Raw genomic sequence first — 25,321 nt, 5'->3', positions numbered from 1 at the left:
CGCGGCTTACGCCGCTCCCACAGGGAGCAGGGAGGGCGTCGCGATGCTGGGCTTGCGCCGGAGGGTGAGGTGCGTGGTCGCGGCTTGCGCCGCTCCTACAGGGGGCAGGGAGGGGCGTCGCGATGCTGGGCTTGCGCCGGAGGGTGAGGTGCGTGGTCGCGGCTTGCGCCGCTCCCACAGGGGGCGGGGCAGGTTGGTTGCGATGGGTGGTTTGCGCAGGCGGTGGTGGTGCGGCTTAGGCGTGATCGAGCAGGTGCTGCAGCACGGCCTCGCCGTAGCGGTCGAGTTTGCTGGCGCCGATGCCGGGGATCTGCGACAGGTCGTCGAGGTCGTCGGGCGCGGCCTCGGCGATCGCGCGCAAGGTGGCGTCGTGGAAGATCACGTAGGCGGGCACGTTCTGTTCGCGCGCGGTGCTCGAGCGCCATTCGCGCAGGGCGTTGAAGCGCGCCAGCGAAGTCGGGTCGAGGTCGATCATCGGCGCCGCGGCGGCGCCGGCGCGCGGTTTGCGGCTGCGCGCGGTCTTGGGTTGTTCGGTGCGGAAGCGCAGGTCGCGCTCGCCGCGCAGCACCGGGCCGCTGTCGGCGGTGAGGCGCAGGGCGCCGTGGCGTTCGATGTCGGCTTCGAGCAGGCCGCCGGCGACGAGCTGACGGAACACGCTGCTCCATTGGCGCGCGTCCAGGTCGCTGCCGATGCCCCAGGTGCTGAGGCGGTCGTGGCCGAACTTGAGCGCCTTCTCGGTCTCCACGCCGCGCAGCACATCGATCACATGGCCGGCACCGAAGCGCTGGCCGGTGCGGTACACGCAGGACAGCGCCTTGCGCGCGGCCTCGGTGCCGTCCCAGCTCTGCGGCGGCTCCAGGCAGTTGTCGCAGTTGCCGCAGGCGCCCGGGTGCGGTTCGCCGAACCAGCCCAGCAGCGACTGGCGCCGGCATTGGGTGGATTCGCAATAGCCGAGTAGGGCGTCCAGCTTGCGCAGCTCCAGGCGCTTGCGCTCCTCGCCGGCCTCGCCCTGCTGGATCAGCTGGCGCAGGTTGACCACGTCGCCCAGGCCGTAGCAAAGCCAGGCCTCGGCCGGTTCGCCGTCGCGGCCGGCGCGGCCGGTTTCCTGGTAGTAGCCCTCGATCGACTTGGGCAGATCGATGTGGGCGACGAAGCGCACGTCGGGCTTGTCGATGCCCATGCCGAAGGCGATGGTGGCGACCATGACCACGCCGTCCTCCTGCAGGAAGCGGCGCTGGTTGGCGGCGCGCGTGGCCGCGTCCATGCCGGCGTGGTAGGGCAGGGCGCGGATGCCGGCTTCGACCAGTTGCTCGGCCACCGCGTCCACCCGCCGGCGCGAGAAGGCATAGACGATGCCGCTGTCGCCGCGGTGGGCGGCCAGGAAATCCAGCAGCTGGCGGGTGCCGTTGTCCTTATGGACCACGCGGTAGCGCAGGTTGGGGCGGTCGAAGGAGCTGACGAAGCGGCGCGCGTCTTCCAGGTTCAGGCGTTCGGCGATCTCGCGCTGGGTCGGAGCGTCGGCGGTCGCGGTCAGGGCGATGCGCGGAATCTGCGGCCAGCGCTCGTGCAGTACGGTGAGTTCGCGGTACTCGGGGCGGAAGTCGTGGCCCCATTGCGAAACGCAGTGGGCCTCGTCGATCGCGAACAGGGCGATCGGGGCGCGGTCGAGCAGGGACATGAAGCGCCCGGTCAGCAGACGCTCGGGGGCTACGTAGAGCAGGTCGAGTTCACCGGCCAGGAGCTGGCGTTCGACCTCGGCCGCGGCGGTCGCGTCCAGGGTGGAGTTCAGGAAGGCCGCCTGCACGCCGAGCTGGCGCAGGGCTTCGACCTGGTCCTGCATCAGCGCGATCAGCGGTGAGACCACGATGCCGCAGCCGTCGCGCAGCAGCGAGGGCAGTTGGTAGCACAGCGACTTGCCGCCGCCGGTGGGCATCAGCACCAGGGCGTCGCCGCCCTCGCTGACGTGGTGGACGATCTGCGCCTGTTCGCCGCGGAAGTCGGAATGGCCGAAGGTGCGGCGCAGCAGGTCGAGGGCGTGGTCTGACATGGCGCTAGTGTAACGAGCGTCGCCCTTATGGCCGCTAAGCCGATGCCGTGGCCCGCTGTAGGAATTCGCCGCGGGCGGCCCAGGGCGCGCTATCCGGGGCACGCGGCCGCCACCGGCCGTCGGGGGCGGCGATGGCCGGCGGCCATCGGTGCCTGCCCCTGTGGGAGCGGCGTGAGCCGCGATCAGGTCGGGGCCGCCGCTGCGCGGGCGCCCCGAATCGCGGCTCACGCCGCTCCCACAAGGGGCTAAGGCTAATCGCTTACTGCAGCAGCGAGCGCAGCATCCAGGCGTACTTCTCGTGGGTCTGCAGGCGCTGGGTCAGCAGGTCCTCGGTCGGGGCGTCATCGACGTCGTCGGCCTGGTCGAGTACCTTGCGCGCGGTGCGGCAGACGGCTTCGTTGCCGACCACCAGCTGGCGGACCATCTCGCGCCAGTCGGCGGCGTCGCTCAGGCCCGGTTCCTCCGGGATCGAGCTCAAGCGCACGAACTCGGCGTACGAACCCGGCGCATTGAAGCCCAGCGCGCGGATGCGCTCGGCGATCTCGTCCAGCGCGGTCCACTGCTCGGTGTACTGGGTCTCGAACATCACGTGCAGGGCGTTGAACATCGGGCCCGTCACGTTCCAATGGAAGTTGTGGGTCTTCAGGTACAGGGTGTAGCTGTCGGCCAGGAAGCGCGACAGGCCCTCGGCGATCTTCTTGCGATCGGCCGGCGAGATCCCGATATCGATGGACGGCGCGCTGCTGCCCGGCGCGGGCGAGGCGGCCTGCGCCAGCGGCTTGGCGGCCTTGGTTTTGCTGGTTTTGGTCTTGTCGGACTTGTTCGGCTTGGCCATGGGGGGCTTGTCCTTGTGTGGGATGCGAGAGGGTGGCGAACGGCGCCGGATAGGGTTTTTACGGCATTGCGACGACAATAGGCGCTGTCGCCGCCGATGTGAAATGGTTTGTGCCTAGCGCTGCGATGCAGACGATCTATCGATGAAGAACGAGTCCTCCAAACAATCACCTGCCGACGATGCTAGCGCCACGAACGCTAGCGCCGCGTTACGCCAGGCCCGGCGCGCCATCGACGGCGCGATGAGCCGCGATCGCGGCCGCCTGCACGGGCTGTGGTCGCGTTGGAACGGCAAGCCCGCCGATGCGGCCGCGCGCGAGGCATTCGCGCAGGCCCTGGCGGTGTCGGTGGCGCAGCGCGAGGCGCGCGCCGCGGCCCTGCCCAGCGCGCCGGTGGAGGCCTCGCTGCCGATCGCGGCCGAGGCCGAGCGGATCGTGGCGCTGATTCGCGCGCACCCGGTGGTGGTGATCGCCGGCGAGACCGGTTCGGGCAAGACCACCCAGCTGCCCAAGCTGTGCCTGGCGGCCGGGCGCGGCGCGGCCGGCATGATCGGCTGCACCCAGCCGCGCCGGATCGCCGCGCGCGCGGTGGCGCGGCGCGTGGCCGAGGAGCTGAACACCCCGGTCGGCGGCGCGGTCGGCTACCAGGTACGCTTCAACGAGAACGTCGGCGAGCGCACCGCGATCAAATTCATGACCGACGGCATCCTGCTGGCGGAGATCCAGTCCGACCGCTGGCTGTCGGCCTACGACACCATCCTGATCGACGAGGCCCACGAGCGCAGCCTCAACATCGACTTCCTGCTCGGCTATCTGAAGCAGCTGCTGAAGAAGCGTCCCGACCTCAAGCTGATCGTGACCTCGGCGACCATCGACACCGAGCGTTTCGCCGCCCATTTCGACAATGCGCCCGTGGTCAGCGTGGAGGGCCGCGGCTATCCGGTGACGGTGCGCTATCGTCCTTTGGACGATACGGGAATGGGGAATCGGGAATCGGGAGTCGAAAAACCGAGCCGTCGCGAAGCCGCTGCTACGACTCCCGATGCCCGATTCCCGACTCCCGGCCTTTCAGTCAACGACGGCATCGTCGCCGCCTGCGACGAGATCACCCGCGAGGATCCGCGCGGCGACGTGCTGATCTTCCTGTCCGGCGAACGCGAGATCCGCGACGCCCACCAGGCCCTGGAACGGCGCAAGTACCGCGAAACCGAAGTGCTGCCGCTGTATGCGCGGCTGTCGGTGCGCGATCAGGACCGGGTGTTCAACCCCGGCCCCAAGCGCCGCATCGTGCTGGCCACCAACGTCGCCGAGACTTCGCTGACGGTGCCGCGCATCCGCTACGTGGTCGACCCCGGCCTGGCGCGGGTGAAGCGCTACAGCCCGCGCGGCAAGCTCGACCGCCTGCATATCGAGCCGGTGTCGCAAGCCAGCGCCGACCAGCGCAAGGGCCGCTGTGGCCGCATCAGCGAGGGCACCTGCTACCGGCTCTACAGCGAGGCCGATTTCGAATCGCGGCCGCGCTACACCGATCCGGAAATCCGCCGCGCCGCCCTGGCCGGGGTGATCCTGCGCATGCTTTCGCTGGGCCTGGGCAGCATCGACGGCCGCGTGGGCAAGCGCGCGGGCGATGCCGAAGCCGGCGGCGCGGCGCGCATCATCGAGGACTTCCCGTTCCTGGAGCCGCCCGACAGCCGCGCGATCGCCGACGGCTGGCAGCAGCTGACCGAACTGGGCGCGGTCGACGAGCAGCGCCGCCTGACCGCGGTCGGCCGCAGCATGGCGCGCCTGCCGGTGGACGTGAAACTGGCGCGCATGCTGGTGGCCGCGCAGGCCCACGGCTGCCTGCGCGAGATGATCGCGATCGCCGCCTTTCTCGGCATCCAGGACCCGCGCGAGCGCCCGGCCGATCAGCGCGGCGCGGCCGACGCCGCGCACGCCGAGTTCGCCGATCCGCGTTCGGAGTTCATCGGCATCCTCAAACTGTGGGACGCCTACCAGAACGCGCACGAGGAGCTGACCCAGTCCAAGCTGCGTAGCTGGTGCGAAAAGCACTTCCTGGGTTTCCTGCGCATGCGCGAATGGCGCGAGCTGCATCGCCAGCTCAAGCTGTTGTGCGAGGAACTGGGCTGGGCGAGCGACCGCGCTCACGAGCCATCGGCTCGTGCGGTCGCGAGCGAACGCAGCCGCGACGCCGCGCAGCTGCCGTTACAGCGCCAGGGTCATCGTCAGGGAGGGCAGGCGCGCAAACCCGACGAAGACGCCGCCGGCGGCTACGACGCCTCCGCCTACGCCACCTTGCACCGCGCGCTGCTGGCCGGCCTGCCCAGCCAGATCGGCCAGCGCGGAGACAAGGGCTTTTACGACGGCCCGCGCGGCCGCAAGTTCCAACTGTTCCCGGGGTCGCCGCTGGCCAAGAAGCCGCCGCCGTGGGTGCTGGCCGCGACCTTGCTGGACACCGAGCGGGTGTGGTCGATGACCAACGCCGGGATCGAGCCGGATTGGGCGATCCAGGAGCTGCCGCACCTGCTTGCGCGCCGTTATCACGACCCGCGCTGGGCGCGTTCGCAGGGGCGGGTGGTCGGCAGCGAGCAGATCAGCCTGTTCGGCCTGGTGCTGGCGCCGAAGCGGCCGGTGCACTACGGCGCGCTGTTCCCGGAGGAGAGCCGCGCGATCTTCGCCCGCGATGCCCTGGTCACCGGCGAGATCAACACCCGCGCCGCCTTCCTGCAGCGCAACCTGGCCACGCTTGCGAAGGCGCTGGACGAAGAGGCCAAGCAGCGCCGCGCCGGCCTGGTGGTCGACGAGGAATGGATGGCGCAGTGGTACCTGGACCGCTTGCCCGCGCAGATCCACAACGCGCAGGCCCTGGACGCCTGGTACGCCAAGCTGCCCGCGGCCGAGAAGGCGGCGCTGGAATGGTCCAATGCGGACCTGATGGTCGGCGGCGAGAGCGAGGCCGCGCGGTTCCCGCCTTATCTGCAGCTCGGCAACGCGCGTCTGGCGGTGCGTTATCGCTTCGAGCCGGGCGCGCCCGACGACGGCATGACCCTGGCGGTGCCGCTGCATCTGCTCAACGCGCTGGACCCGGCCCAACTGTCCTGGCTGGCGCCGGGTTTCGTCGCCGACAAGGCGGCAGCGCTGATCAAGTCCTTGCCCAAGACCCTGCGCCGCAATTTCGTGCCGGCGCCGGATTTCGCCAAGGCCTTTCAGCAAGCGCACACCCAGCCCGAGGCCGACGATCTGGCCGGCGCGCTCGCGCGCTTCCTGCGCAAGCTGACCGGCACCGAGGTCGCGGCCACCGACTTCGATCCGAGCGCGATCGAGGCGCATCTGCGCATGAACCTGCGTCTGCTCGATGGCGGCGACGACAAGGGTGGCGGCCGCAAGAGCGAACCGCTGGTGCTGGCCGAGTCGCGCGATCTGGACGAACTGCGCGCGCGCTTCGGCGAGCGCGCCGCGCGCGCATTCGCGGCACGCGCCGCCGACGGCTTGGGCCAGCGCGGTCTGGTCGCGTTCCCGGAGCAGCCGATTCCGGTGTCGGTGCCGGGCGCGGCCGGCGTGCCCGCGTTCCCGGCCCTGCACGACGACGGCGACAGCGTGTCCCTGCGCGTGCACGCCGAGCGCGAGGCCGCGCTGCGCGCGCATCCGGACGGCGTGCGCCGATTGCTGGCGATCGCTTTGGCCGACAAGCTCAAGCAGGCGCGCAAGCAACTGCCGGTATCGCCCAAGACCGGTCTGCTGTACGCGGCGATCGAATCGGCCGCGCCGCGCGCTGACGGCCCGCGCGACAGCGACCGTTTGCGCGACGACCTGGCTGGCGGCGCGCTGCGCTCGCTGCTGGGCGACGACGACGAACTGCAGCAAGTGCGCGATGCGGCCGCGTTCGAGGCGCGCCGCGAGACGGCCGCGCGAAAACTGTTCCCGGAAGCGATGGAGCGCCTGCGTCAGGCCGAAGTCATCCTGGGCGCGGTCGCCGAGGCGCGCGCCAAACTGGAATCGCCGTTGATGGGCTGGGCCAGCGGCAACCTCGACGACATGCGCAAGCAACTGGCGACGCTGACCCCGCCGGGCTTCCTGCGCGAGGTGCCGGCCGAGGCGCTGCGTGAATACCCGCGCTACCTCAAGGCCCTGGCGCTGCGCGGCGAGCGCGCCCTGCGCGACCCGGTGCGCGACCAGGCGCGGATGCTGGAGCTCAAGCCTTTCGCCGACGCCCTGGCGGCCGCGAACGCCGCCGGCACGGCCGGATCGACGGGCTGGCAGGCGCTGCGCTGGGACCTGGAGGAACTGCGGGTGTCGCTGTTCGCGCAGGAGCTGGGCGTGCGCGGCGGGGTGTCGCCTAAGAAGCTGGCGAACCGGTTGGCGCAGTTGCGGAATTAGAGCGCGGCGATCAGGCGTTTTCGCTGTTTGCTATTTGCTATTCGTCGTTTCTTCTGCTTTCGCTTTTGCTCGTCATCCCCGCGTAGGCGGGGATCCAGTGACTTCGGCGCCATGAGGGCATGCGACTTGGCTCGCCCCAAGCGAAAGTCCTGGGCACGCGCCGGCCGCGCTGAGCGCTGTTGAGAATGTGTCGGCGCTCTGGACCGCTGCCTCCGCGGGGGTGAGGTTTCGGCGGAGCCACGCGCTGCGCGCGTGGGCCGAAACCTCACTTGATGCGCTGCACCCGCGCCTTCGGCAGATCCTCGTCTACCTGCAGGAACCAGCGCCCGCTCACGCCCGGCACCACCACGATCTGCGGACCCTGCATCGGTTTTGTCAGCTTCAGCGCGCCCTTGAGCACGCGCCACTGCTGGCCGTTCTCCAGCGCGAACACCGTGCCCGGCGCCCATTCGGACACCGTGCCGACCAAGCGGCTGCGGATCGGACCGTCGGCGGCACCTTCCAGCAGGCCGGCGTCGTCGCGGGCGGGCGCCGCGCTTGCGTATGCCGGCGTGGCTGCGGGCGGCGCGGCCGCGGCCTCGCGTTCGGCATCCTCGCGCAGCAGGCGGTTGAGCAGGGCCAGCTGCGCCGGGGTCAGCGCGTCCAGGCCGGTCTCGCGCAATTGTTCGGGGCTGAGGCGGCGTTCGACCTCGCGGTAGGCGGTCTGCGCGCCGGCCAGAGCGGGCAGCAGAGCGAGCAAGAGCAGCAGGGCGGTGCGGGGGAGACGAAGCATGGATTCGGGCCTGGCGACGGCGGAGTCGGATTCGGGCGGGCCGCCAGCCAGTATGCGGCGATGGCGGGCGGCGCTCAGGCCGCCCACACTATTGCGGTGGCGTGACAGTTTCTTGACACGGGCGAGGGTGGCCAGCGGCCGCGCAGCCGAGACTGCGGGCGTCGTCGTCAGCGTTGCCGTTCGCTCGTCATCTCCGCGAAGGCGGGGTGGGGGCTCGCGAGCCATGCGCTCGGGCTGTAAAGAGCGACCCTGGCGTCGGCGCCATTGGTACGACGCGATTCGTTATTCCGCACCGGCCCGAGCGCATAGCGCTCGGGCGTTCGCGGCTGCGCGAGCCAGTGGCACGCAGGCGCATCCGCTCACACCCGTCTGCGCGGGGGTGGCAGCAATGGCAAGGCCATGCGCTGCGCGCACGGGAGTGCGTTGGCGCTCTGGACCCCCGCCTACGCGGGGGTGACGCAATGGCAAAGCCGTGCGCTGCGCGCACGGGCCATTGCGTCACTTGATGCGCTGGACCTTGGCGCGGGCGTTGTAACCCTGCACCGACAGATACCAGACGTTGCCGATCAGGCCCGGATTGATCTTCACTTCCGGATTGCTGAGCTTCACGCCGGCCAGCGAGGCGTCGTCGGACTGTTGCCAGACCTGGCCGTTGTCGAGCGTGTACTGACGGCCGCGGCCGAAACCGCGGAACTCGCCGCTGATGCGCGAGGCGATCGGGTCGCTGGAACCGCCGAAGTTGAAGAAACCGCGGTGCTCGGTTTCGATCACTTCCTTGGCGCTCTTGGCGGCCTTGGCGCTCTCGTCGCCGATCTTGCGGTTGAGCCAGTCGTTGAGGCGGCCCAGCTCTTCCGCGCTGAGCTTGTCCAGGCCCGCGGCCTTGAACTGCTCGGGCGTCATCTCCTGTTGGATCGGCGGCAGCGATTGGGCGAAAGCCGCAAGCGGTGCCAGCGCGAGCAGGGTGGCGACGATCAGCGGACGGGTGCGGAGCATGTGCTGTTCCTCGGGTCGGTTGGCGGCTAGTGTAGACGCTCCCCCAAACCGCTTCGATCCCGATACGCAATCCGCGATGAACGCATCGCCTTCCGCCCCCGCTCCGGTCCAGACCGCGCTTGCGCACGCCTCGGCGGCGACGATCGCCGGCCCGCTGCGGCAGCGCCTGGACCAGGCCGCGCTGGACCCGGCCGCCGCGCGCGATGCGCTGGACGCACCGCCGGTGGTCGCGGCCACCCTGGACGCGCTGGGCCTGCTCGGCGCCGACGGCGACACCGTCGCGGCCGCGCTGCTGCACGCCTATCCGGGGCTGGCGGCGGCGCTGGGCACGGCGCTGGACAAGCAGTTCCCGGCGGTGGCGGCCCTGCTCGACGGCCAGCGCGCCGCCGCCCAGGTCTGGACCCTGCACGCCGAGCACGGCGGGCGCTCCGGTCACGAAGGCCTGCGCCGGCTGTTGCTGGCGATCGTGCGCGACCTGCGGGTGGTGCCGATCCTGCTCGCGCGCCAGCTCGCGCGCATGCGCAACGCCGACGCCCTGGCGCCGGATGCGCGCCGCGAACTGGCCGCGCTGACTCGCGACATCCACGCCCCGCTGGCCAACCGGCTCGGCATCTGGCAACTGAAATGGGAGTTGGAGGACCTGGCGTTCCGCTATCTGGAACCGCAGACCTACCAGAAGATCGCGCGCCTGCTCGACGAGAAGCGCGGCGACCGCGAGCGCTACATCGAACAGGTCAAACGCACCTTGCGCGGGGCCTTGGCCGCAGCCGGCCTGCAGGGCGCGGAGGTCGCCGGCCGGCCCAAGCACATCTACAGCATCTGGAAGAAGATGCAGCGCAAGGACGTGCCGATCGGCGAGCTCTACGATCTGCGCGCGGTACGGGTCATGGTCGAAGACCTGGCCGCCTGCTACACCGCGCTGGGCGTGGTCCACGCCCAGTGGGCGCCGATCCCCAGCGAGTTCGACGACTACATCGCCCGGCCCAAGCGCAACGACTACCGCTCGCTGCACACCGCCGTGGTCGGGCCGGAAGGCAAGACCCTGGAAGTGCAGATCCGCACCCACGACATGCACCGCCAGGCCGAACTCGGCGTGGCCGCGCATTGGAAGTACAAGGAGGTCGGCAGTCAGGCCGCCGACGCCTCCTTCGACCGCAAGATCGCCTGGATGCGCAAGCTGCTCGACGCCCATGGCGAGGGCGGCCGCGACGGCGGCGACGCGACCCTGGCCGGCGAGCTCGACACCGAGCTGGTCGAGGACCGGGTCTACGTGCTCACCCCCAAGGGCGAGGTGATCGACCTGCCGACCGGGGCGACGCCGCTGGATTTCGCCTATCACGTCCATACCGAGGTTGGGCACCGCTGCCGCGGCGCCAAGGTCGACGGCCGCATCGTGCCGCTGGACCACAAGCTGCGCAGCGGCGACCGGGTCGAGATCCTGACCGCCAAGACAGGTGAACCGCGCCGCGACTGGCTGGTCGCGGCCAACGGCTTCCTCGCCAGCGGACGCTCGCGCGACAAGGTCCGGGCCTGGTTCCACAAGCTCGACCGCGCGCGCAACGAACAGGCCGGGCGCGAGCTGCTGGACAAGGAACTGCGCCGGCTAGGCCTGCTCGGCGCCGACCTGGCGCCCGCGCGCGAACGCTTCAACCTCGGCAACGACGCCGAACTCTACGTGCAGGTCGCGCTGGGCGATCTGGGCCCGCATCAGGTCGGACGCGCCTTGCACGAACACGAGCGCGCGGCGGCTGCGCCAGCGCCGGCGACCGGCACCACCACCCTGGCGCCGGCCCCGCGCCGGCGCCCCAGCAAGAGCACCGACTTCACCGTCGAAGGCGTCGGCAACCTGCTGGTGCAGCTGGCGCGCTGCTGCCAGCCGCTGCCGGGCGAGCCCATCGTCGGCTACCTCACCCGCGGCCGCGGCGTCAGCGTGCACCGGCCCGGTTGCGCCGCGTTCGAGCGCCTGGCCGCAGGCCAGCCGCAGCGCGTACTGCCGGTGGAATGGGGGCGCAAGGGCAGCGGCTACGAGACCGACATCGAAGTACTGGCGCTGGACCGCAAGTGGCTGCTGAAGGAAGTCACCAATCTGATCGCGCAGGGCAACGCCCATGTGGTCAGCATCCGCAGCGACGTCGAACGCAGCGGCGCGCGGGTGCGCCTGCGTCTGCGCCTGCGCGTGGCCGACTACGGCCAGCTCTCGACCCTGCTGGGCAAGCTGTCCTCGCTGCCCGGCGTGGAGCAGGCGCAGCGCTGCTGAGGCGCGTCCGGCGCCTCGCCATCCCGCGCCCGCCGCCACCGTCACTCAGACGCAGCCGCGACGGGGCTATGCTTCGGCCGTGACGTCAGAACGCCCGCCCCGCAACGACCGCAACCCGCCGCCCGGCGCGCGCACGCCGGCCACCGCGCCGGCGCGGATCGAGCCCGAATTCGGGCCTTGGAACGAGCTGCGTTTCGATCGCCGCGAACGCCCACAGCGGGCGCCGGCTGCGCGGCCCTGGTTCGGCTGGGGTGCGGCGGGGTTGGTGATGCTGGTCCTGCTCGCGCTGGTGCTGTTGCGCCGGCCGCTGTCGGACCGGTTGTGGCCGGATTCGCGCCTGCAGCAACTGCGCAGCGACGCCGCCCAGGCCCTGCGCGAAGGCCGCCTGAGTTCCGCCGACGGCCGCGGCGCGCGCCAACTCTATGAGGCCGCGTTGGCCCTGGACCCGGACCGCGACGAAGCGCGCGCCGGCCTGACCCAGGTCGGCCAGGCCGCGCTGGCGCAGGCCGAACGCGCGATCGCGCAGCGCCGCTACGCCGATGCCCACACCGCCCTGACCCTGGCCGCCGAACTGGCGGTGCCGCGTGCGCAGGCCGAAGCGCTGGAGCGGCGCCTGCGCGCGCGCGAAGCCGCCGACGCCGGCCTGGACCAGTTGCTCGCGCAGGCCGCCAGCGCGCGCGCGGCCGGCCACCTCGACGACGGCGACAACGCCGCGCTGCCGCTGTACCAGCGAGTGCTGGCGCTGCAACCCGAGCGCGTCGAGGCCCTGGAAGGCCGCGAGGACACCCTGGCCGATCTGTTGCAGCAGGGGCGCCAGGCCCTGGCCCACGGCGACCTGCTGGCCGGCGCCGCGCGCATCCGCCGCGTCCAGGTCGCCGACGCCGGCCACAGCGAACTGCCCGACGCGCTGACCGACCTCGCGCGCCGCGCCGATGCCGGCCGCGGCGAGGCCGAGCGCGCGCTGCGCCGCGGCCGTTTGCCAGAGGCTGCCGCAGGCTATCGCGAGATCCTGATGGCGCTGCCCGACGACGCCGCGGCCCAGCGCGGCCTGAGCGCGGTCGCGACGGCATACGCGCAACGCAGCGAACGCCTGGCCGCGGATTTCCGTTTCGACGAGGCGGCCGCCGCACTGCGCGAGGCCGACGCGATCGCGCCGGCGACCGCGGCGGTGAGCGAGGCGCGCCAGCACCTGGAACGCGCGCGCCAGTCGCGCAAACGCCTGGGCGGCGAGCTGCCGCTCGCGCAGCGCCAGCAGCGTCTGCACCGCCTGCTCGACGAGGCCGCGGCCGCCGAGGCGCGCGGCGAACTGCTGGCGCCGCCCGGCGACAGCGCCTACGACAAGCTGCGCGCGGCGCAGGCGATCGCGCCGCAGGATCCCAAAGTGCGCGCCGCCGCCGCCCGCCTGCTGCCGGCAGCGCGGCGCTGTTTCGAGGATGAATTGCGCGGCAATCGCCTCAGCCGCGCCGGCGAATGCCTGGACGCGCGCCGCGCGCTGGAAGGCGAGGGCGCGGCGCTGGGCGATGCGCGCCGACGCCTGGCCCAGCGCTGGATCGCGGTCGGCGACGAGCGCCTGGGCGCGGGCGAGTTGCGCGCGGCGCAATCGGCGCTGGACGCGGCGCGCCGCTTGGACCCGGGGGCGGCGGGTCTGGAAGATTTCGCCAAGCGCGTGCGCGCGGCTGCGCCTGGGGCGAACTGAGCGCGGCACGGCTTTGCTTTCGTCGGCTTGTCACGAAAGTCAAAGATTCCGCCTGCTGCGCAGCCGAGCTACTTTCTCTTGATCCTAGAGCTCCCTCCTTTGAAAAAGGGTGAAGCCGTGTGTTTACGAACCGCAGGCTCGTGCACGGCTGAACGCTAGCAAGCTCTTGCTCTTAGCTCCCTCCTTTGGAAAAGGAGGGCTGGGGAGGATTTGCTTTGGCTTTGCTCTCGTCTCTTCTTGACGGAAGTCAAAGGCTTCCGCCTGCTGCGCATGCGGGTCACTTTCTCTTGCTAGCCCAAGAGTCCGTCTGGATTCCCTTCGGTCAAAAGTAACCAAAGAGAAGGGCTAGCGGCGTGACCAACCCTCCCCTGCGAGTTCGAGGCTTTCGCCGGGATTTTTCGAATGGACATCCCTGTCCATTCGAAAAACGGCGCGCGTCCTGCGCGCCGCCCTTCGGGTCTACGGTTGGTCGTGTGGGTGCGTTGCTTTTGGACTTCAATGCTGCGGCAACGGCAACGGCAACGGCAACGGCAACGGCAACGGCAACGGCAACGGCAATGGCAAGAGCAACTGCACGCACCATGCCGGTCGTAGGATGTGGTGAGCCGTAGGCGAACCGCATCGTTCGCGCGGTGTCGCAGGGCGTCGAGAAATCGGCTTGCGATCTGGCCACGATCGCCGCAACGCGGCGGTGCGTGCGAGGCCGAGGCGTGTGTGCGGCTGTGCCCGGAGGAGAACGCTGTCGCTCACTCCTCACTCCTCACTCCTCACTCCTCACTCCTCCAAACTCACTCCTGCCTCAAAAGCACCCTGCGCACCACTTCGCGCGCGGCGTCGAGGGAGAAATGCGTTTCGACGTTGCGCAGCCCGTTCTCCGACAGCCGCTGCCACAGCGCCGGGTCGCGGTACAGGCGCAGCACCGCCTGCGCGTAACCGGCGGCGTCGTCGGCGACCAGCGCGTCTTCGCCGTCGCGCAGGTGCATGCCTTCGACCGCGCAGCGCGTGGCCACCACCGGCTGGCCGTGGGCCATGCTCAGGTTGACCTTGCCCTTGACGCCGGCGCCGTAGCGCAGCGGCGCCACCGCGATGCGCGCGCCGTCCATGTACGGGTCCAGGTCGGGTACGTGGCCGAGGATCTCGATGCCGGGCTGGGCCGCGAGCGCGGCGATCTCCGGCGGCGCGTCGGCGCCGATGCAATGGAAGCGCAGCTCCGGCAGCTCGGCGCGGATCAGCGGGAACACCTCGGTCGCGAACCAGCGCACCGCGTCCACGTTCGGCGGATGGCGGAAGCCGCCGACGAAGACCAGGTCGCGGCGCTGTTCGAACGCGCGGCCGGCGCCGGCGACGCGGTGCAGGTTGGACAGGATGTCGACCCGCGCCTGCGGCGCATCCTGGGCCAACAAACTGCGCTCCACCTCGCTGACCACGAAGGTCGCGTCGGAGCGCGCGATTATGTCGAGCTCCAGCTTGCGCGTAGCCTCGGCCGCACGCGCCAGCGCCGGGTCGCCGGCGACCTCGGCGCCGCGGCGCTCGCGCAGGTAGTGCAGGTCGACGGTGTCGAACACCAGCCGCGCCTGCGGTGCGTACTTGCGCAGCAGCGGCAGCAATTCGCGCAGCACATAGTGGCGGCAGACCATGACGGTGTCGAAGCGCGGGCCGTGTTCGCGCAGCCAGCCCGGCGCGCGCTGCGCGTACGGCGCATGCCAGACCTCCACGCCCATGCGCTGCAGGTCTTCGGTGTAGCGGCCGTCGTTGGCGCGGTTGGCCGGCAGGAACACCACCTGCGCGCCCTCCTCCAGCAACAGGCGCATCAGATTGACCAGGCGCAGCGAACCCGAATCGCGGTCCGGCTGCGGCACCAGCGCGTCCACGATCAGCACGCAGCGGCGCCCGCGCGCGTACGCGGCGCGTTCGGCCGGCGTGTTCGCCGGCCATTGCGCGTCGAGCGTCTCGCGCCACTTTTCCGCGAACACGCCGCGGTTGCGCACCTGGTAGGCCTTCACGCCCGAACCGGTGTCGGTGCCGGCGGTGATGCCTTCGCAATGCACCACCCGCGACTTGGGCTGGTAGACCACGCGCAGCCCGGCCGCGCGCACCGCGAAGGCCAGGTCGGTGTCTTCGTAATAGGCCGGCGCGTAGCGCGTGTCGAAACGGCCCAGGCGCTCGAACAGCGCGGTCGGCAGCGCGATCGCCGCGCCCGAGCAATAGTCGGCGTCGCGCAGGAAGGCGTAGCGCGGATGGTCGGGGGCGTCGAAGCGGCCGTAGTTCCAGCCGCTGGCGTCGGCGAACACGATGCCGCCGGCTTCCTGCAGGCGGCCGTCCGGGTAAACCAGCTGGGCGCCAACCAGGCCGACGTTCGGCTGTTCGTCGAAGGTCGCCAGCAGCACGTCCAGCCAGCCCGGCTGCGGGATGGTGTCGTTGTTGAGGAAGACCACGTACTCGCCGCGCGCCATCGCCGCGCCGTCGTTGCAGGCGGCGATGAAACCGCCGTTACGGGCGCGGCGGTGGTAGCGCAGGCCTTCGACCTGGCGCAGCGAGGCCTCGGTGGCGTCGGAACTGCCGTCGTCGACCACGATCACTTCGAACGCCGCCTCGGGCGGGCGCGCGGCCAGCGCGCGCAGGCAGGCCAGGGTATGGGCGAACTGGTTATAGACCGGGATCACCACGCTGGCGCGCGGCTGCGGCGAGGTCGGCAGCGCGAATGGCGCGAACGGCTGTTCCTGCGGCAGCCACAAGGCCGCGCGCTGGGCGTCGGGCACGCGCCGGAACTGCCGGAGCACGCGTTGCCAGGAGGCGGCGAGACCGCGGGTACGCAGGCTGATCAGGCCGCGTCGCGCCAGGCCCGTTCCCCGGTCCAACATAAACCGAAGATCGGTCCAACTCATCGCCATCGAACGCTCGCCATTGCTGAAGGGATTCCCTAATACGGATACGGTGGCCGGGCCCGCCGCGCGGCGGCGCCGGCCGGCTGCGTTAGACTCGATGGCTACGAGGGCGCAGCCCTGTCATTGTCCCATGCCGTGGCCCGAATCGATTACGACGAAGACGACAGCTCCGACGACGCCCGCACGCACGACGGCGCCGCCCCGACGTGGAAACGGCGCCTGGTGACCTGGGCCCTGGCCGCGATCGGCCTGGGGCTGGGTTTCCTGATCCCGTATACGCTCTACCTCAATCACGAGGTCGGGCAGCGCTTCGGCCAGCTGCGCTGGCAGATCCCCACACGCGTTTACGCCCGTCCGCTGGAACTGACTCCCGGCTTAACCCTGGATGCGACCACGCTCAAGACCGAGCTGGACGCCTCGGCCTACCGCGACGACGGCGCCGGCGCGCGCACCGGCACCTACGCCCGCGAGGGCGGGCGCTGGACCATCTCCAGCCGCGGCTACAACGACGTCGACGGCGCGGTCGCCGGGCGCCGGATCGAAGTGGTGCTGTCGGGCGGCCGCGTGGCCAGCCTGCGCGAGGCCGGCAACAAGAAATCGCTGAAGGTCGCGCGCCTGGATCCGGCCCGCATCGCCACCTTGTATGGACAGAAGCAGGAAGAGCGCCGCCTGGTCCGGATCGAGGACGTGCCCGAGCTGCTGGTCACCGGCCTGCAGGCGGTCGAGGACCGAGATTTCAACAGCCACTTCGGCATCGACATCTCCGGCATGATCCGCGCGGCCTTCAAGACCGCGACCGGCACCCGCCAGGGCGCCAGCACGCTGACCCAGCAGCTCGCGCGTAGCGGCCTGCTCGGCATCGGCCAGGAGCAGACCCCGACCCGCAAGGCCAAGGAAATCCTGTACGCGCTGCTGATCGAGGCGCGCTACGACAAACGCACCATCCTGGAGGCCTACTTCAACCAGGTCTATCTGGGTCAGCGCGGTTCGCAGGCGATCCACGGCGTCGCCGCCGGCGCCGAGTTCTGGTTCGGCCGCGACCTGCGCGATCTCAGCACCGAGCAGATCGCGCTGCTGATCGGCATCGTCAAGGGCCCGTCCTACTACGATCCGCGCCGCAACCCCGCGCGCGCGCTGGACCGGCGCAACTTCGTGCTCGGCGAGATGCACGAGACCCAGCTGATCGACGACGCCGAGTACCAGCGTGCGCTGAAGACCCCGCTGGGCATCACCAAGACGCCGGGCAGCACCGCCGCCAACCGCTTCCCGGCCTATGTCGACCTGATCCGCCGCCAGCTCGCGCGCGACTATCCGGCCGACGCGCTGGCCGGCGCCGGCTTGAGCGTGATGAGCGGCATGGCGCCGTCGGCCCAGGCCCAGGCCGAAGGCGCGGTCGCGCGCACGCTCAAGAGCCTGGACAACAAGCGCCGCCCGCCGCTGCAGGCTGGCCTGGTGGTCACCGACGTGCACAACGGCGAAGTGGTGGCCGTGGTCGGCAGCCGCGACGTCGCCCAGCACGGTTTCAACCGCGCGGTCGAGGCGCAGCGGCCGGTCGGCTCGCTGCTCAAGCCCTTCGTGTACCTGCTCGCGCTGGCCCAACCGGGTAAGTACTCGCTGGCCAGCTACGTCGACGATTCGCCGGTCACCGTCACCCTGGGCAAGGGCAAGCGCTGGAACCCGGGCAACTCCGACGGCCGCAGCCACGGCACGGTGCGTCTGGTCGACGCCCTGGCGCAGTCCTACAACCAGGCCACGGTGCGCGTGGGCATGCAGGTCGCGCCCGAGCGCGTGGCCGGCCTGATCAAGACCCTGGCCGGCATCGAGGCCGATCCGAATCCCTCGCTGATCCTGGGCGCGGTCGATCAAAGCCCGTACGCGATGGCGCAGCTGTACCAGTTCCTCGCCTCCGGCGGCGAGATCCAGCCGCTGCACGCGGTGCGCGGCGTGCTGGATGCCAACGGCAAGGCGGTCAACCGTTACGACAAGGAGCCGGCGCCGGCCCAGGAAGGCGACGCCATCGCGGCGCGTCTGATCACCATCGCGCTGCAGCAGGCGGTGTCCAGCGGCACCGGCCGCCAGCTCGTCAACGACGGGCTCGGCCGCCTGTCGCCGGCCGGCAAGACCGGCACCAGCAACGACGGCCGCGACAGCTGGTTCGCCGGCTGGACCGGCGATCATCTGGCGGTGATCTGGGTCGGCAACGACCAGAACAAGGAGACCGGCCTGTACGGCGCGACCGGCGCGATGCGGGTGTGGTCGTCGATCTTCTCGCGCCTGCCCAGCGCGCCGCTGCAGGTCGGCGACAAGGGCATCGACTGGCAGTTCATCGTCAACCAGAACACCACCGACCCGGGCTGCGCCAGCGCGCGCCGCTTCGCCTTCGTCGCCGGTTTCGCCCCCGACTACGCGCCGTGTCCGATGCCGCAGGCCGAGCCGGAGTCCGAAGGCGGCGGCTGGCGCGACTGGTTCGGTATCGGCAAGCGCGACGACGAAGAGGCGCCGGCCGAGCCGGCGCCGGAGCAGCAGGAGCAGTGAAGTGGGTATGAGGTTCCGTTCCAGCGTGCTGTGGGTCCTGAGCGCCGCGTGCGCGGCCTGCAGCACGGCCCCGCAGGCGCCGCCGCAACCGCCCTACGACGCCGAAGCCGCGGTCGCCGCGATCCGCAAGTCGGCCGTGGCCGCGCGCGAGCTCGACGTGCAGCCCCTGCGCGATAATCGCGTCGAGGACCTGCGCCAGAGCGCGAGCGCGCTGGAGAAGCAGCGCAAGTACGCCGAATCCGCCGCCGCGCTGGACCAGGCACTGGCGATCAACGCCAGCGACCCGGCCCTGCTGCAGGAGCGCGCCGAAGCGGCGCTGCTGCTGCGCAAGCTCGACGACGCCGAACGCTACGCCAAGCAGGCCTACGATGGCGGTTCCAAGGTCGGCCCGCTGTGCCGCCGACACTGGAGCACGATCGCGGCGGTGCGCCAGTCGCGTCTGGACGTGTTGAAGACCACGCCGGTCTACAAGGAGGAGTTCGACGCCGTGCTGGCGCGCATCTCCCAGGCCGGCCGTGACGTCGCCGCCGCGCGCGCGCAGGCCGATGCCTGCACCGTTTCCGCGCCGCCGCGGTATTGAAGGCGATGGGGTGGGCGTGATGGAACCTGGCCGCCTCGGCGTCGCCAGCCGCGCCGCGTTGAGCGAAGGTGGCGACCTTGCGCGCAGCATCGCCGCGTTCGCGCCGCGCCCGGCCCAGCAGGAGCTGTCGGCGGCGATCGCCGACGCGTTCGAATCGCGCGGCACCCTGTTGGCCGAGGCCGGCACCGGCACCGGCAAGACCTATGCCTACCTGGTGCCGGCGCTGTTGTCGGGTCTCAAGACCATCGTCTCCACCGGCACCCGCGCGCTCCAGGATCAGCTCTATCACCGCGACCTGCCGCGCGTGCGCGACGCGCTCGGCGTCGGCCTCAAGACCGCCTTGCTCAAGGGCCGCGCGAACTACCTGTGCCTCTACCGCCTGAAGCAGGCCCAGGGCGAGCCGCGCTTCGGCAGCCGTGAGCTGGCCGCGCAGTTCCAGCGCATCGTGTCCTGGGCCGGGCGCACGCGCATGGGCGATCTGGCCGAACTCGAGGCCCTGCCCGAGGATTCGCCGCTGCTGCCGATGGTCACCTCGACCGCGGAGAACTGCCTGGGCAGCGAGTGCCCGATGTTCGGCGACTGCTTCGTGGTGCAGGCGCGCCAGCGCGCCCAGGCCGCCGATGTGGTGGTGGTCAACCATCATCTGTTGCTGGCCGACCTGGCCCTGAAGCAGGAGGGCTTCGGCGAAATCCTGCCGGGCGCGCAGGCCTTCGTGGTCGACGAGGCGCATCAGCTGCCCGACCTGGCCGCGCAGTTCTTCGGCGAGGCGCTGAGCGCGCGCCCGCTGGTCGAGCTGGCGCGCGACGCCCTGGCCGAGTGCAAGCATTCGCCGGGCTCGCTGGCGGTCATGCAGGGGCCGGCGCGCGACCTGGAACAGGCCGTGCGCGCGCTGCGCGCGGCGATGGACGAATTGCCGGTGCGCGCGACCCGCAAGCGCGCCGCCGAGCTGCCCGCGGTCGAGTACGCCTTCGACGTGCTGGCCGCCTCCCTGCAGCAGATCCAGACCGCGCTGGCCCCGCTGCGCGAGGCCGCCCCCGGTTTCGACGGCTGCCACGCGCGCGCCAAGGAATTCGAATCGCGCCTGCGCCGCTGGCGCGGCGAACCGCGCCGCCATGGCGAGGCCGACGACATCGTCGATGAGGACGGCGACGACTTCGAAGTGCGCATGCCGCTACCGACGAGCGTGGACGACGAAGGTTTCGGCGAGGAGCCGACGCCGCCGCAGGCCGAAGCCAGCGTGCTGTGGTACGAACTGACCGCGCGCGGCTTCCGCCTCAGCCGCACCCCGCTGGATGTGGCCGGTCCGCTCGCCGAGCACCGCGAACGCTCGCGCGCGTCCTGGGTGTTCACCTCGGCCACGCTTGCGGTCGGCGGCCAGTTCCAGCATTACGCGCACAAGCTCGGCCTGGTCGAACCGCAGACCCTGTTGGCGCCCAGCCCCTTCGATTGGGAGCGCCAGGCGCTGTGCTATCTGCCGCGCGGGCTGCCCGATCCGATGGTGCGCCACTACAACGAAAGCCTGGTCGACAAGCTGCGGCCGGTGCTGGAAGCCTCCGGCGGCCGCGCCTTCGTGCTGTTCGCCTCGCACCGCGCCCTGCGCGAGGCCGCCGAGCTGCTGCGCGGCGGGCCCTGGCCGCTGTTCGTGCAGGGCGAGGCGCCGCGGCCGGTGCTGCTGGAGCGCTTCCGCGCCTCCGGCAACGGCGTGCTGCTGGGCGCGGCCAGTTTCCGCGAAGGCGTGGACGTGGCCGGCGAGGCGCTGAGCGTGGTGGTGATCGACAAGCTGCCGTTCGCCGCGCCGGACGACCCGGTGTTCGAAGCGCGCCTGGACGCGATCCGGCGCAGCGGCGGCAACCCCTTCCGCGACGAGCAGCTGCCGCAGGCGGTGATCGCGCTCAAGCAGGGCGCCGGTCGCCTGATCCGCACCGAGACCGACCGCGGCGTACTGGTGCTGTGCGACCCGCGCCTGCAGTCCAAGAGCTACGGCCGGGTGTTCATGGAGTCGCTGCCGCCGTTGCCGCGCACCCGCGAGATCGCCGATGTGGCCGCGTTCTTCGCCCCGGGCGCCGATGCGGCGCGCGACGAATCGCTAGAATCCGGACCGGACCCCAGCCAGGAGCAGGACCATGACTGACACCGATCAGGGCCGCAAGCCGCGCGTGCACGGGCTGGGCGGCGTGTTCTTCAAGGCCCAGGACCCGGCCGCGCTGTCGCAGTGGTACGCGCGCCACCTCGGCATCGACGCCCAGGACTGGGGCGGCGCGCTGATGTTCTGGAACCGCGCCGACACCGGCGAGAGCGCCTGCACGGTGTGGTCGCCGTTCAAGGCCGACACTCAGTACTTCCAGCCCAGCGACAAGCCCTACATGCTGAACTACCGCGTCGACGACCTCGCCGGCACCCTGGCCGCGTTGCGCGCCGAGGGCTGCCAGGTGCTGGACCGTTACGAGGAAAGCGAGCAGGGCAAGTTCGGCTACGTGGTCGATCCGGAAGGTGCGCTGATCGAGTTGTGGCAGCCCGCGCCCGACGACGCCTCGACCGCGCCGCCGGCCTGAGATCCGCATGAGCCACGCCGCATGAAATTGCTCGCCTTCGAAACCGCGACCGAAGCCTGTTCGGTCGCGCTGTGGATCGACGGCGAACTGCGCCAGCGCCACGAGCTGGCGCCGCGCCGTCACGCCGAACTGTCCCTGCCCTGGGCCGAGCAGTTGCTGGCCGAAGCCGGGATCCGCAAGTCGCAGCTGGACGCGATCGCGCTGGGCCGCGGCCCGGGCGCGTTCACCGGCGTGCGCCTGGCGATCGCGATCGGGCAGGGCATCGCGTTGGCGTTGGACCGCCCGATCGTGGCGGTGTCGACCCTCGCGGCCCTGGCCCTGGGCGCCCGCACCGCACCGTGCGCGATCGACATGATTCGCGCTCCGCTTGCCGACGCGAGCATCGTCGAGCCCCAGCGCGTCCTGGCTTGCATCGACGCGCGCATGGGCGAGGTCTACACCGGCGCCTTCGAGTTGCGCGACGGCGACGCGTTCGCGCTGGACGCCGAGGCCGTGCTCGCGCCCGAAGCCGCCGCACTGCCCGACGACCGCGACGGCTGGCTGGGCGTGGGCACCGGCTTCGGCGCTGCCGACGGTGCGCTGGCGCGGCATCTCGGCACGCGCTTCTTGGCGATCGACGCCGGCGCCCTGCCGACCGCCGCCGACGTGGCGCGGCTCGCGGTCGCCGCCTACGCGCGCGGCGAAGCGCTGGCGCCGGAACGCGTTGAGCCCGCCTATCTGCGCAACAACGTTGCGTTGACGATCGAGCAGCAACGCGCGCTGCGCGCCAGTCGCTGATCGCGGTCGTCGCAAGAACGATGGATAAGTCCGAGTTTGCCGCGCTCATCCGGCTGCCTCGCCAGTGGCTGGATCTGGACCTGTATCCCGACGAGTTTTTCCAAGCGCAGCTGCAGCTTTTCCTCGAAGATGGCGGCGCCGCGCAAGACGATACCGGCGATGGAATTCCCGGCGCCGAGCACTATCGCAATGGCCTGTACTGGCACTGGATCAAACGCCCGGGCGAATGCGATCGGGCGCTGATCGAACGTCTGATCGCCTTGGATCCGTGCGAGATTTTGAGCCGTCATCTGCTGAAGCAACTGCGCGGCGCTTGAGCGCGCTCTGCCGGTGTTCCAGTCGCCTACCCACCCATCGGTCGCCCTGACCTCCGGCCTAGGCGCGCGGGAACTCCGACGATTGCACGTCGGTCACTAGCTTCGCCCTTAAGGAGAAGCGCGATGGCGAACAAAGACAAACCTTCCGGCCTGCGCGGCTGGATGCGCGGCGAAGGCCGGTCCCTATTGCTGATGTTGGTGTTGCTGACGGTGGCGCGCACCTCGTTCGCCAATCACTACGTGGTGCCCAGCGGCTCGATGGAGCACACCCTGATGCCGGGCGATCGGGTCGCGGTCGATATGTCGGCCTACGGCCTGAGGATTCCGTTCACCGAGACCGCCCTGCTGGCGCGCGGCGAGCCGCAACGCGGCGATGTGGTGGTGTTCAAGTCGCCGGCCGACGGCACCCGTCTGATCAAGCGCGTGGTCGCGGTCGGCGGCGACCGGGTCAGCGTGATCGACGGGCATCTGGCGATCGACGGCGCGCCGATGGCCTCGGCGAGCGAGCCGCGGGTCGAACGGTTCGGCGCTCATCGCGCGCTGCTGAATCTGGATGCCGGCGGCGGCCCCGACGTCCTCGACGCAATCATTCCGCCGGGCCAGGTGCTGGTGATGGGCGATCACCGCGGCAACAGCCAGGACGGCCGCTACTTCGGTCTGGTGCCGGCGAAATCGCTGTACGCCAAGGCGCTGGGCGTGTATTGGCGCAGCGGCGAAGGGCCGGTCTGGAAGTCGCTGTGAGGTAGTCCGAGCGCAGGCGCCTACTGGGCCGGCTCTTGCGGCGATCGCTGGCTCACTCGTCCACCAGCGCCCCGTCCGGCAGGAACTGCCAGGTCCGGGTCACATGCAGGATGTCGGGGTCTTCGTCGGTGTGCGGCAGCGGCGGGTAGGGCTCGGCCAGGCGGGCGATGCGCAGCGCTGAGGCGTCGAGCAAGGGGATGCCGCTGGACTGGACGATGTCGGCGCGCTCGACGCTGCCGTTGCGGCGCACCGCCACGCTGATCACGACCTGGCCCTGCAGGCGGCGCCGGCGCGCCTCGTCGGGGTAATTGAGGTTGCCGACGCGCTCGACCCGGTCGACCCAGCCGCGCAGATAGCCGGCCCAGGCGTATTCCTGGGTGCTGGCGGACACGAACTTGCGCTTGGGCCGCTTGGCGTAGCGCTCCGAGCGCAGATGGATCTCGGCCGCCAGGCGTGCCATGCGGATGTCGCGGTCGATTTTTTCCGGGCCCACCGGCAGCGGTCGTTCGCTGGGCGGGGTGGTGGCCTGGGCGCGCGCGGCCACGAATTCGCCGCGCGCGGAGCTGATCACCCGCGCCTGCGGCGGCGGGGCCGGCGCCGGCGACTGCGCCTGCAGGGCGCGCGCGGCCACCCCGGGCTCGGGCTGCGGGGCCGGACCGGACTGGTTCTCGCGCGGGCGGCTGCTTTTGTCGTGCTCGCCGCCGCCCTGGTTGTTGGCCTGGGCCATGAAATCGGCCTGCTTGGGCGTGAGCGCGGTCGAGGTCTGGGTCAGGATCACGTCCAGGGTCGGCATCACCGGCGCGGCCTGCTCCAGGGCATAGCCCACGCCGAGCACGAATACGCCGTGGATCAGCAGGGACAGCACCATGGTCGCGCTGAAGCGGCCTTCGCCATCCAGGCCGGCACCGCCGGGGGCAGGGGCCGCCGCCGCGCTCATGCCGCCTGCGCCGCCCGGGCTTCGATGGCGTCGAACAGGCTGCCTGCGATGTTCAGGCCGAACTGGGCATCGAGCTCGCGGATGCAGGTCGGGCTGGTCACGTTGACCTCGGTCAGGTAGTCGCCGATCACGTCCAGGCCCACGAACAGCATGCCGCGGCGTTGCAGCTCCGGCCCGACCTGGGCGGCGATCCAGCGGTCGCGCTCGCTCAGCGGGCGGCCTTCGCCGCGGCCGCCGGCGGCCAGATTGCCGCGGAACTCGTCGCCCTGCGGGATCCGCGCCAGGCAGTAGTCCACCGCCACGCCGTCGACCAGCAGGATGCGCTTATCGCCCTGGGCGATCTCCGGCAGATAGCGCTGGGCCAGGGCCAGGCCGTGGTCGCCGGTCAGGGTCTCCAGGATCACGTTGAGATTGGCCTCGCCCGCGCGGGCGCGGAAGATCGAGCGCCCGCCCATGCCGTCCAGCGGCTTGAGCACCGCTTCGCCGTGCTCCTGCACGAAGGCCTTGAGCACGGCCGGGTCGCGGCTGACCACGGTCGGCGGGCAGCACTGCGGGAACAGCAGGGCGGCCAGCTTCTCGTTGTAGTCGCGCAGGCCCTGGGGGTCGTTCACGACCAGGGCGCCGGCGTTCTGGGCCACGCTCAGGATCTGGGTGTCGTGCAGGTAGTTGGCGTCGACCGGCGGGTCCTTGCGCATCAGCAGCACATGGCCGCGGCCCAGTACGAGTTGTGACCACGGCCCCAGTTCGTACCAGCCCTTGGGGTCCTCGCGCACGCTCAGCGGGGCGACCGTGGCCAGGGCGTCGCCGTCGCGCAAACTCAGCGCACCGGGGCGCACATAGTGCAGTCGGTGGCCACGCCGCTGCGCTTCCAGCAGCATCGCGAACGTGGAGTCTTTGGCGATCTTGATCGACCCGATCGGGTCCATCACGACGACGATATCGAGCGGCATGGGCGATTCGTACCTGGAAATGTGCGCGATGGTAGCAGGCGGGTCATCGATATCTGCCATCATGTAGCGTCA

Annotated in this window: 17 protein-coding genes; 10 read left to right on the top strand and 7 right to left on the bottom strand. The window is 70.9% G+C overall.

The features are described 5' to 3' along the window. Nucleotides 1-235 precede the first annotated feature (235 nt). Nucleotides 236-2,047: a DNA helicase RecQ gene (gene recQ, locus ASE43_RS13025; protein WP_057160783.1), complete on the bottom strand. Its 1,812-nt coding sequence runs from the start codon at nucleotides 2,045-2,047 to the stop codon at nucleotides 236-238. A 259-nt stretch (nucleotides 2,048-2,306) separates the two neighbouring features. After that, a complete protein-coding gene (locus tag ASE43_RS13020) occupies nucleotides 2,307-2,882 on the bottom strand; it encodes a Dps family protein (protein ID WP_057160781.1) in 576 nt (191 codons plus the stop codon). Between the two features lie 142 nt (nucleotides 2,883-3,024). Between ASE43_RS13020 and hrpA the strand changes: the two genes are divergently transcribed. Next, nucleotides 3,025-7,257: an ATP-dependent RNA helicase HrpA gene (hrpA, locus tag ASE43_RS13015; protein WP_057160779.1), complete on the top strand. Its 4,233-nt coding sequence runs from the start codon at nucleotides 3,025-3,027 to the stop codon at nucleotides 7,255-7,257. A 265-nt stretch (nucleotides 7,258-7,522) separates the two neighbouring features. On the opposite strand, the gene ASE43_RS13010 is transcribed toward hrpA, so the two are convergent. Together ASE43_RS13010 and ASE43_RS13005 are read right to left on the bottom strand one after the other, a co-directional pair. Further along, a complete protein-coding gene (locus tag ASE43_RS13010; protein WP_057160777.1) occupies nucleotides 7,523-8,029 on the bottom strand; it encodes a hypothetical protein in 507 nt (168 codons plus the stop codon). Nucleotides 8,030-8,527: 498 nt separating this feature from the next. Further along, a complete protein-coding gene (locus ASE43_RS13005; RefSeq protein ID WP_056182307.1) occupies nucleotides 8,528-9,022 on the bottom strand; it encodes a hypothetical protein in 495 nt (164 codons plus the stop codon). 76 nt (nucleotides 9,023-9,098) lie between these two features. Here ASE43_RS13005 and ASE43_RS13000 point away from each other — a divergent pair, with 76 nt between their 5' ends. Beyond that, nucleotides 9,099-11,279, top strand: a complete 2,181-nt coding sequence (locus tag ASE43_RS13000) for a bifunctional (p)ppGpp synthetase/guanosine-3',5'-bis(diphosphate) 3'-pyrophosphohydrolase (RefSeq protein WP_057160775.1) — start codon at nucleotides 9,099-9,101, stop codon at nucleotides 11,277-11,279. Between the two features lie 79 nt (nucleotides 11,280-11,358). Beyond that, entirely contained in the window at nucleotides 11,359-12,975 is a 1,617-nt protein-coding gene (locus ASE43_RS12995; protein ID WP_235568744.1) for a hypothetical protein, read from the top strand. A gap of 788 nt (nucleotides 12,976-13,763) precedes the next feature. On the opposite strand, the gene ASE43_RS12990 is transcribed toward ASE43_RS12995, so the two are convergent. Then, the gene (locus ASE43_RS12990; protein ID WP_057160773.1) at nucleotides 13,764-15,866 is read right to left on the bottom strand and encodes a glycosyltransferase; all 2,103 of its coding nucleotides are present in this window, start codon (nucleotides 15,864-15,866) and stop codon (nucleotides 13,764-13,766) included. 138 nt (nucleotides 15,867-16,004) lie between these two features. On the opposite strand from ASE43_RS12990, the gene mrcB reads away from it, so the two are divergent. The 7 genes from mrcB (at nucleotide 16,005) to lepB (ending at nucleotide 23,362) form a co-directional block, all read left to right on the top strand. Continuing rightward, nucleotides 16,005-18,395 (top strand): penicillin-binding protein 1B, encoded by a 2,391-nt coding sequence (gene mrcB / locus ASE43_RS12985; RefSeq protein ID WP_157499358.1) that lies wholly within the window; start codon nucleotides 16,005-16,007, stop codon nucleotides 18,393-18,395. A 7-nt stretch (nucleotides 18,396-18,402) separates the two neighbouring features. Beyond that, on the top strand, nucleotides 18,403-18,975 hold the full coding sequence (locus ASE43_RS12980) for a hypothetical protein (protein ID WP_200944034.1): 573 nt from the start codon (nucleotides 18,403-18,405) through the stop codon (nucleotides 18,973-18,975). Between the two features lie 19 nt (nucleotides 18,976-18,994). Then, nucleotides 18,995-21,106: an ATP-dependent DNA helicase gene (locus ASE43_RS12975; protein WP_057160772.1), complete on the top strand. Its 2,112-nt coding sequence runs from the start codon at nucleotides 18,995-18,997 to the stop codon at nucleotides 21,104-21,106. After that, on the top strand, nucleotides 21,099-21,527 hold the full coding sequence (locus tag ASE43_RS12970) for a VOC family protein (RefSeq protein ID WP_056182290.1): 429 nt from the start codon (nucleotides 21,099-21,101) through the stop codon (nucleotides 21,525-21,527). Before ASE43_RS12975 ends, ASE43_RS12970 begins: the two co-directional genes overlap by 8 nt. Nucleotides 21,528-21,548: 21 nt before the next feature. Further along, a complete protein-coding gene (tsaB, locus tag ASE43_RS12965) occupies nucleotides 21,549-22,304 on the top strand; it encodes a tRNA (adenosine(37)-N6)-threonylcarbamoyltransferase complex dimerization subunit type 1 TsaB (RefSeq protein ID WP_057160770.1) in 756 nt (251 codons plus the stop codon). 20 nt (nucleotides 22,305-22,324) lie between these two features. Further along, nucleotides 22,325-22,621 carry a hypothetical protein gene (locus ASE43_RS12960; RefSeq protein WP_057160768.1) on the top strand — a complete coding sequence of 99 codons (297 nt, stop codon included), beginning with the start codon at nucleotides 22,325-22,327 and terminating at the stop codon, nucleotides 22,619-22,621. A gap of 123 nt (nucleotides 22,622-22,744) precedes the next feature. Then, nucleotides 22,745-23,362 carry a signal peptidase I gene (lepB, locus tag ASE43_RS12955; RefSeq protein WP_057160767.1) on the top strand — a complete coding sequence of 206 codons (618 nt, stop codon included), beginning with the start codon at nucleotides 22,745-22,747 and terminating at the stop codon, nucleotides 23,360-23,362. A gap of 52 nt (nucleotides 23,363-23,414) precedes the next feature. Here the strand turns inward: lepB and ASE43_RS12950 are convergent, their stop codons facing one another. Next, entirely contained in the window at nucleotides 23,415-24,299 is an 885-nt protein-coding gene (locus tag ASE43_RS12950) for an energy transducer TonB (RefSeq protein WP_056182281.1), read from the bottom strand. Then, nucleotides 24,296-25,249 (bottom strand): glutathione synthase, encoded by a 954-nt coding sequence (gshB, locus tag ASE43_RS12945; RefSeq protein ID WP_057160765.1) that lies wholly within the window; start codon nucleotides 25,247-25,249, stop codon nucleotides 24,296-24,298. Before gshB ends, ASE43_RS12950 begins: the two co-directional genes overlap by 4 nt. Nucleotides 25,250-25,321 lie beyond the last annotated feature (72 nt).

It is taken from the genome of Lysobacter sp. Root983 (assembly GCF_001429345.1).
In the GTDB taxonomy this organism is placed as follows: Bacteria; Pseudomonadota; Gammaproteobacteria; order Xanthomonadales; family Xanthomonadaceae; genus Lysobacter.
The sequence above is the reverse complement of the archived record's forward strand: the minus strand, read 5'-3'. Positions and strand labels throughout refer to the sequence as shown.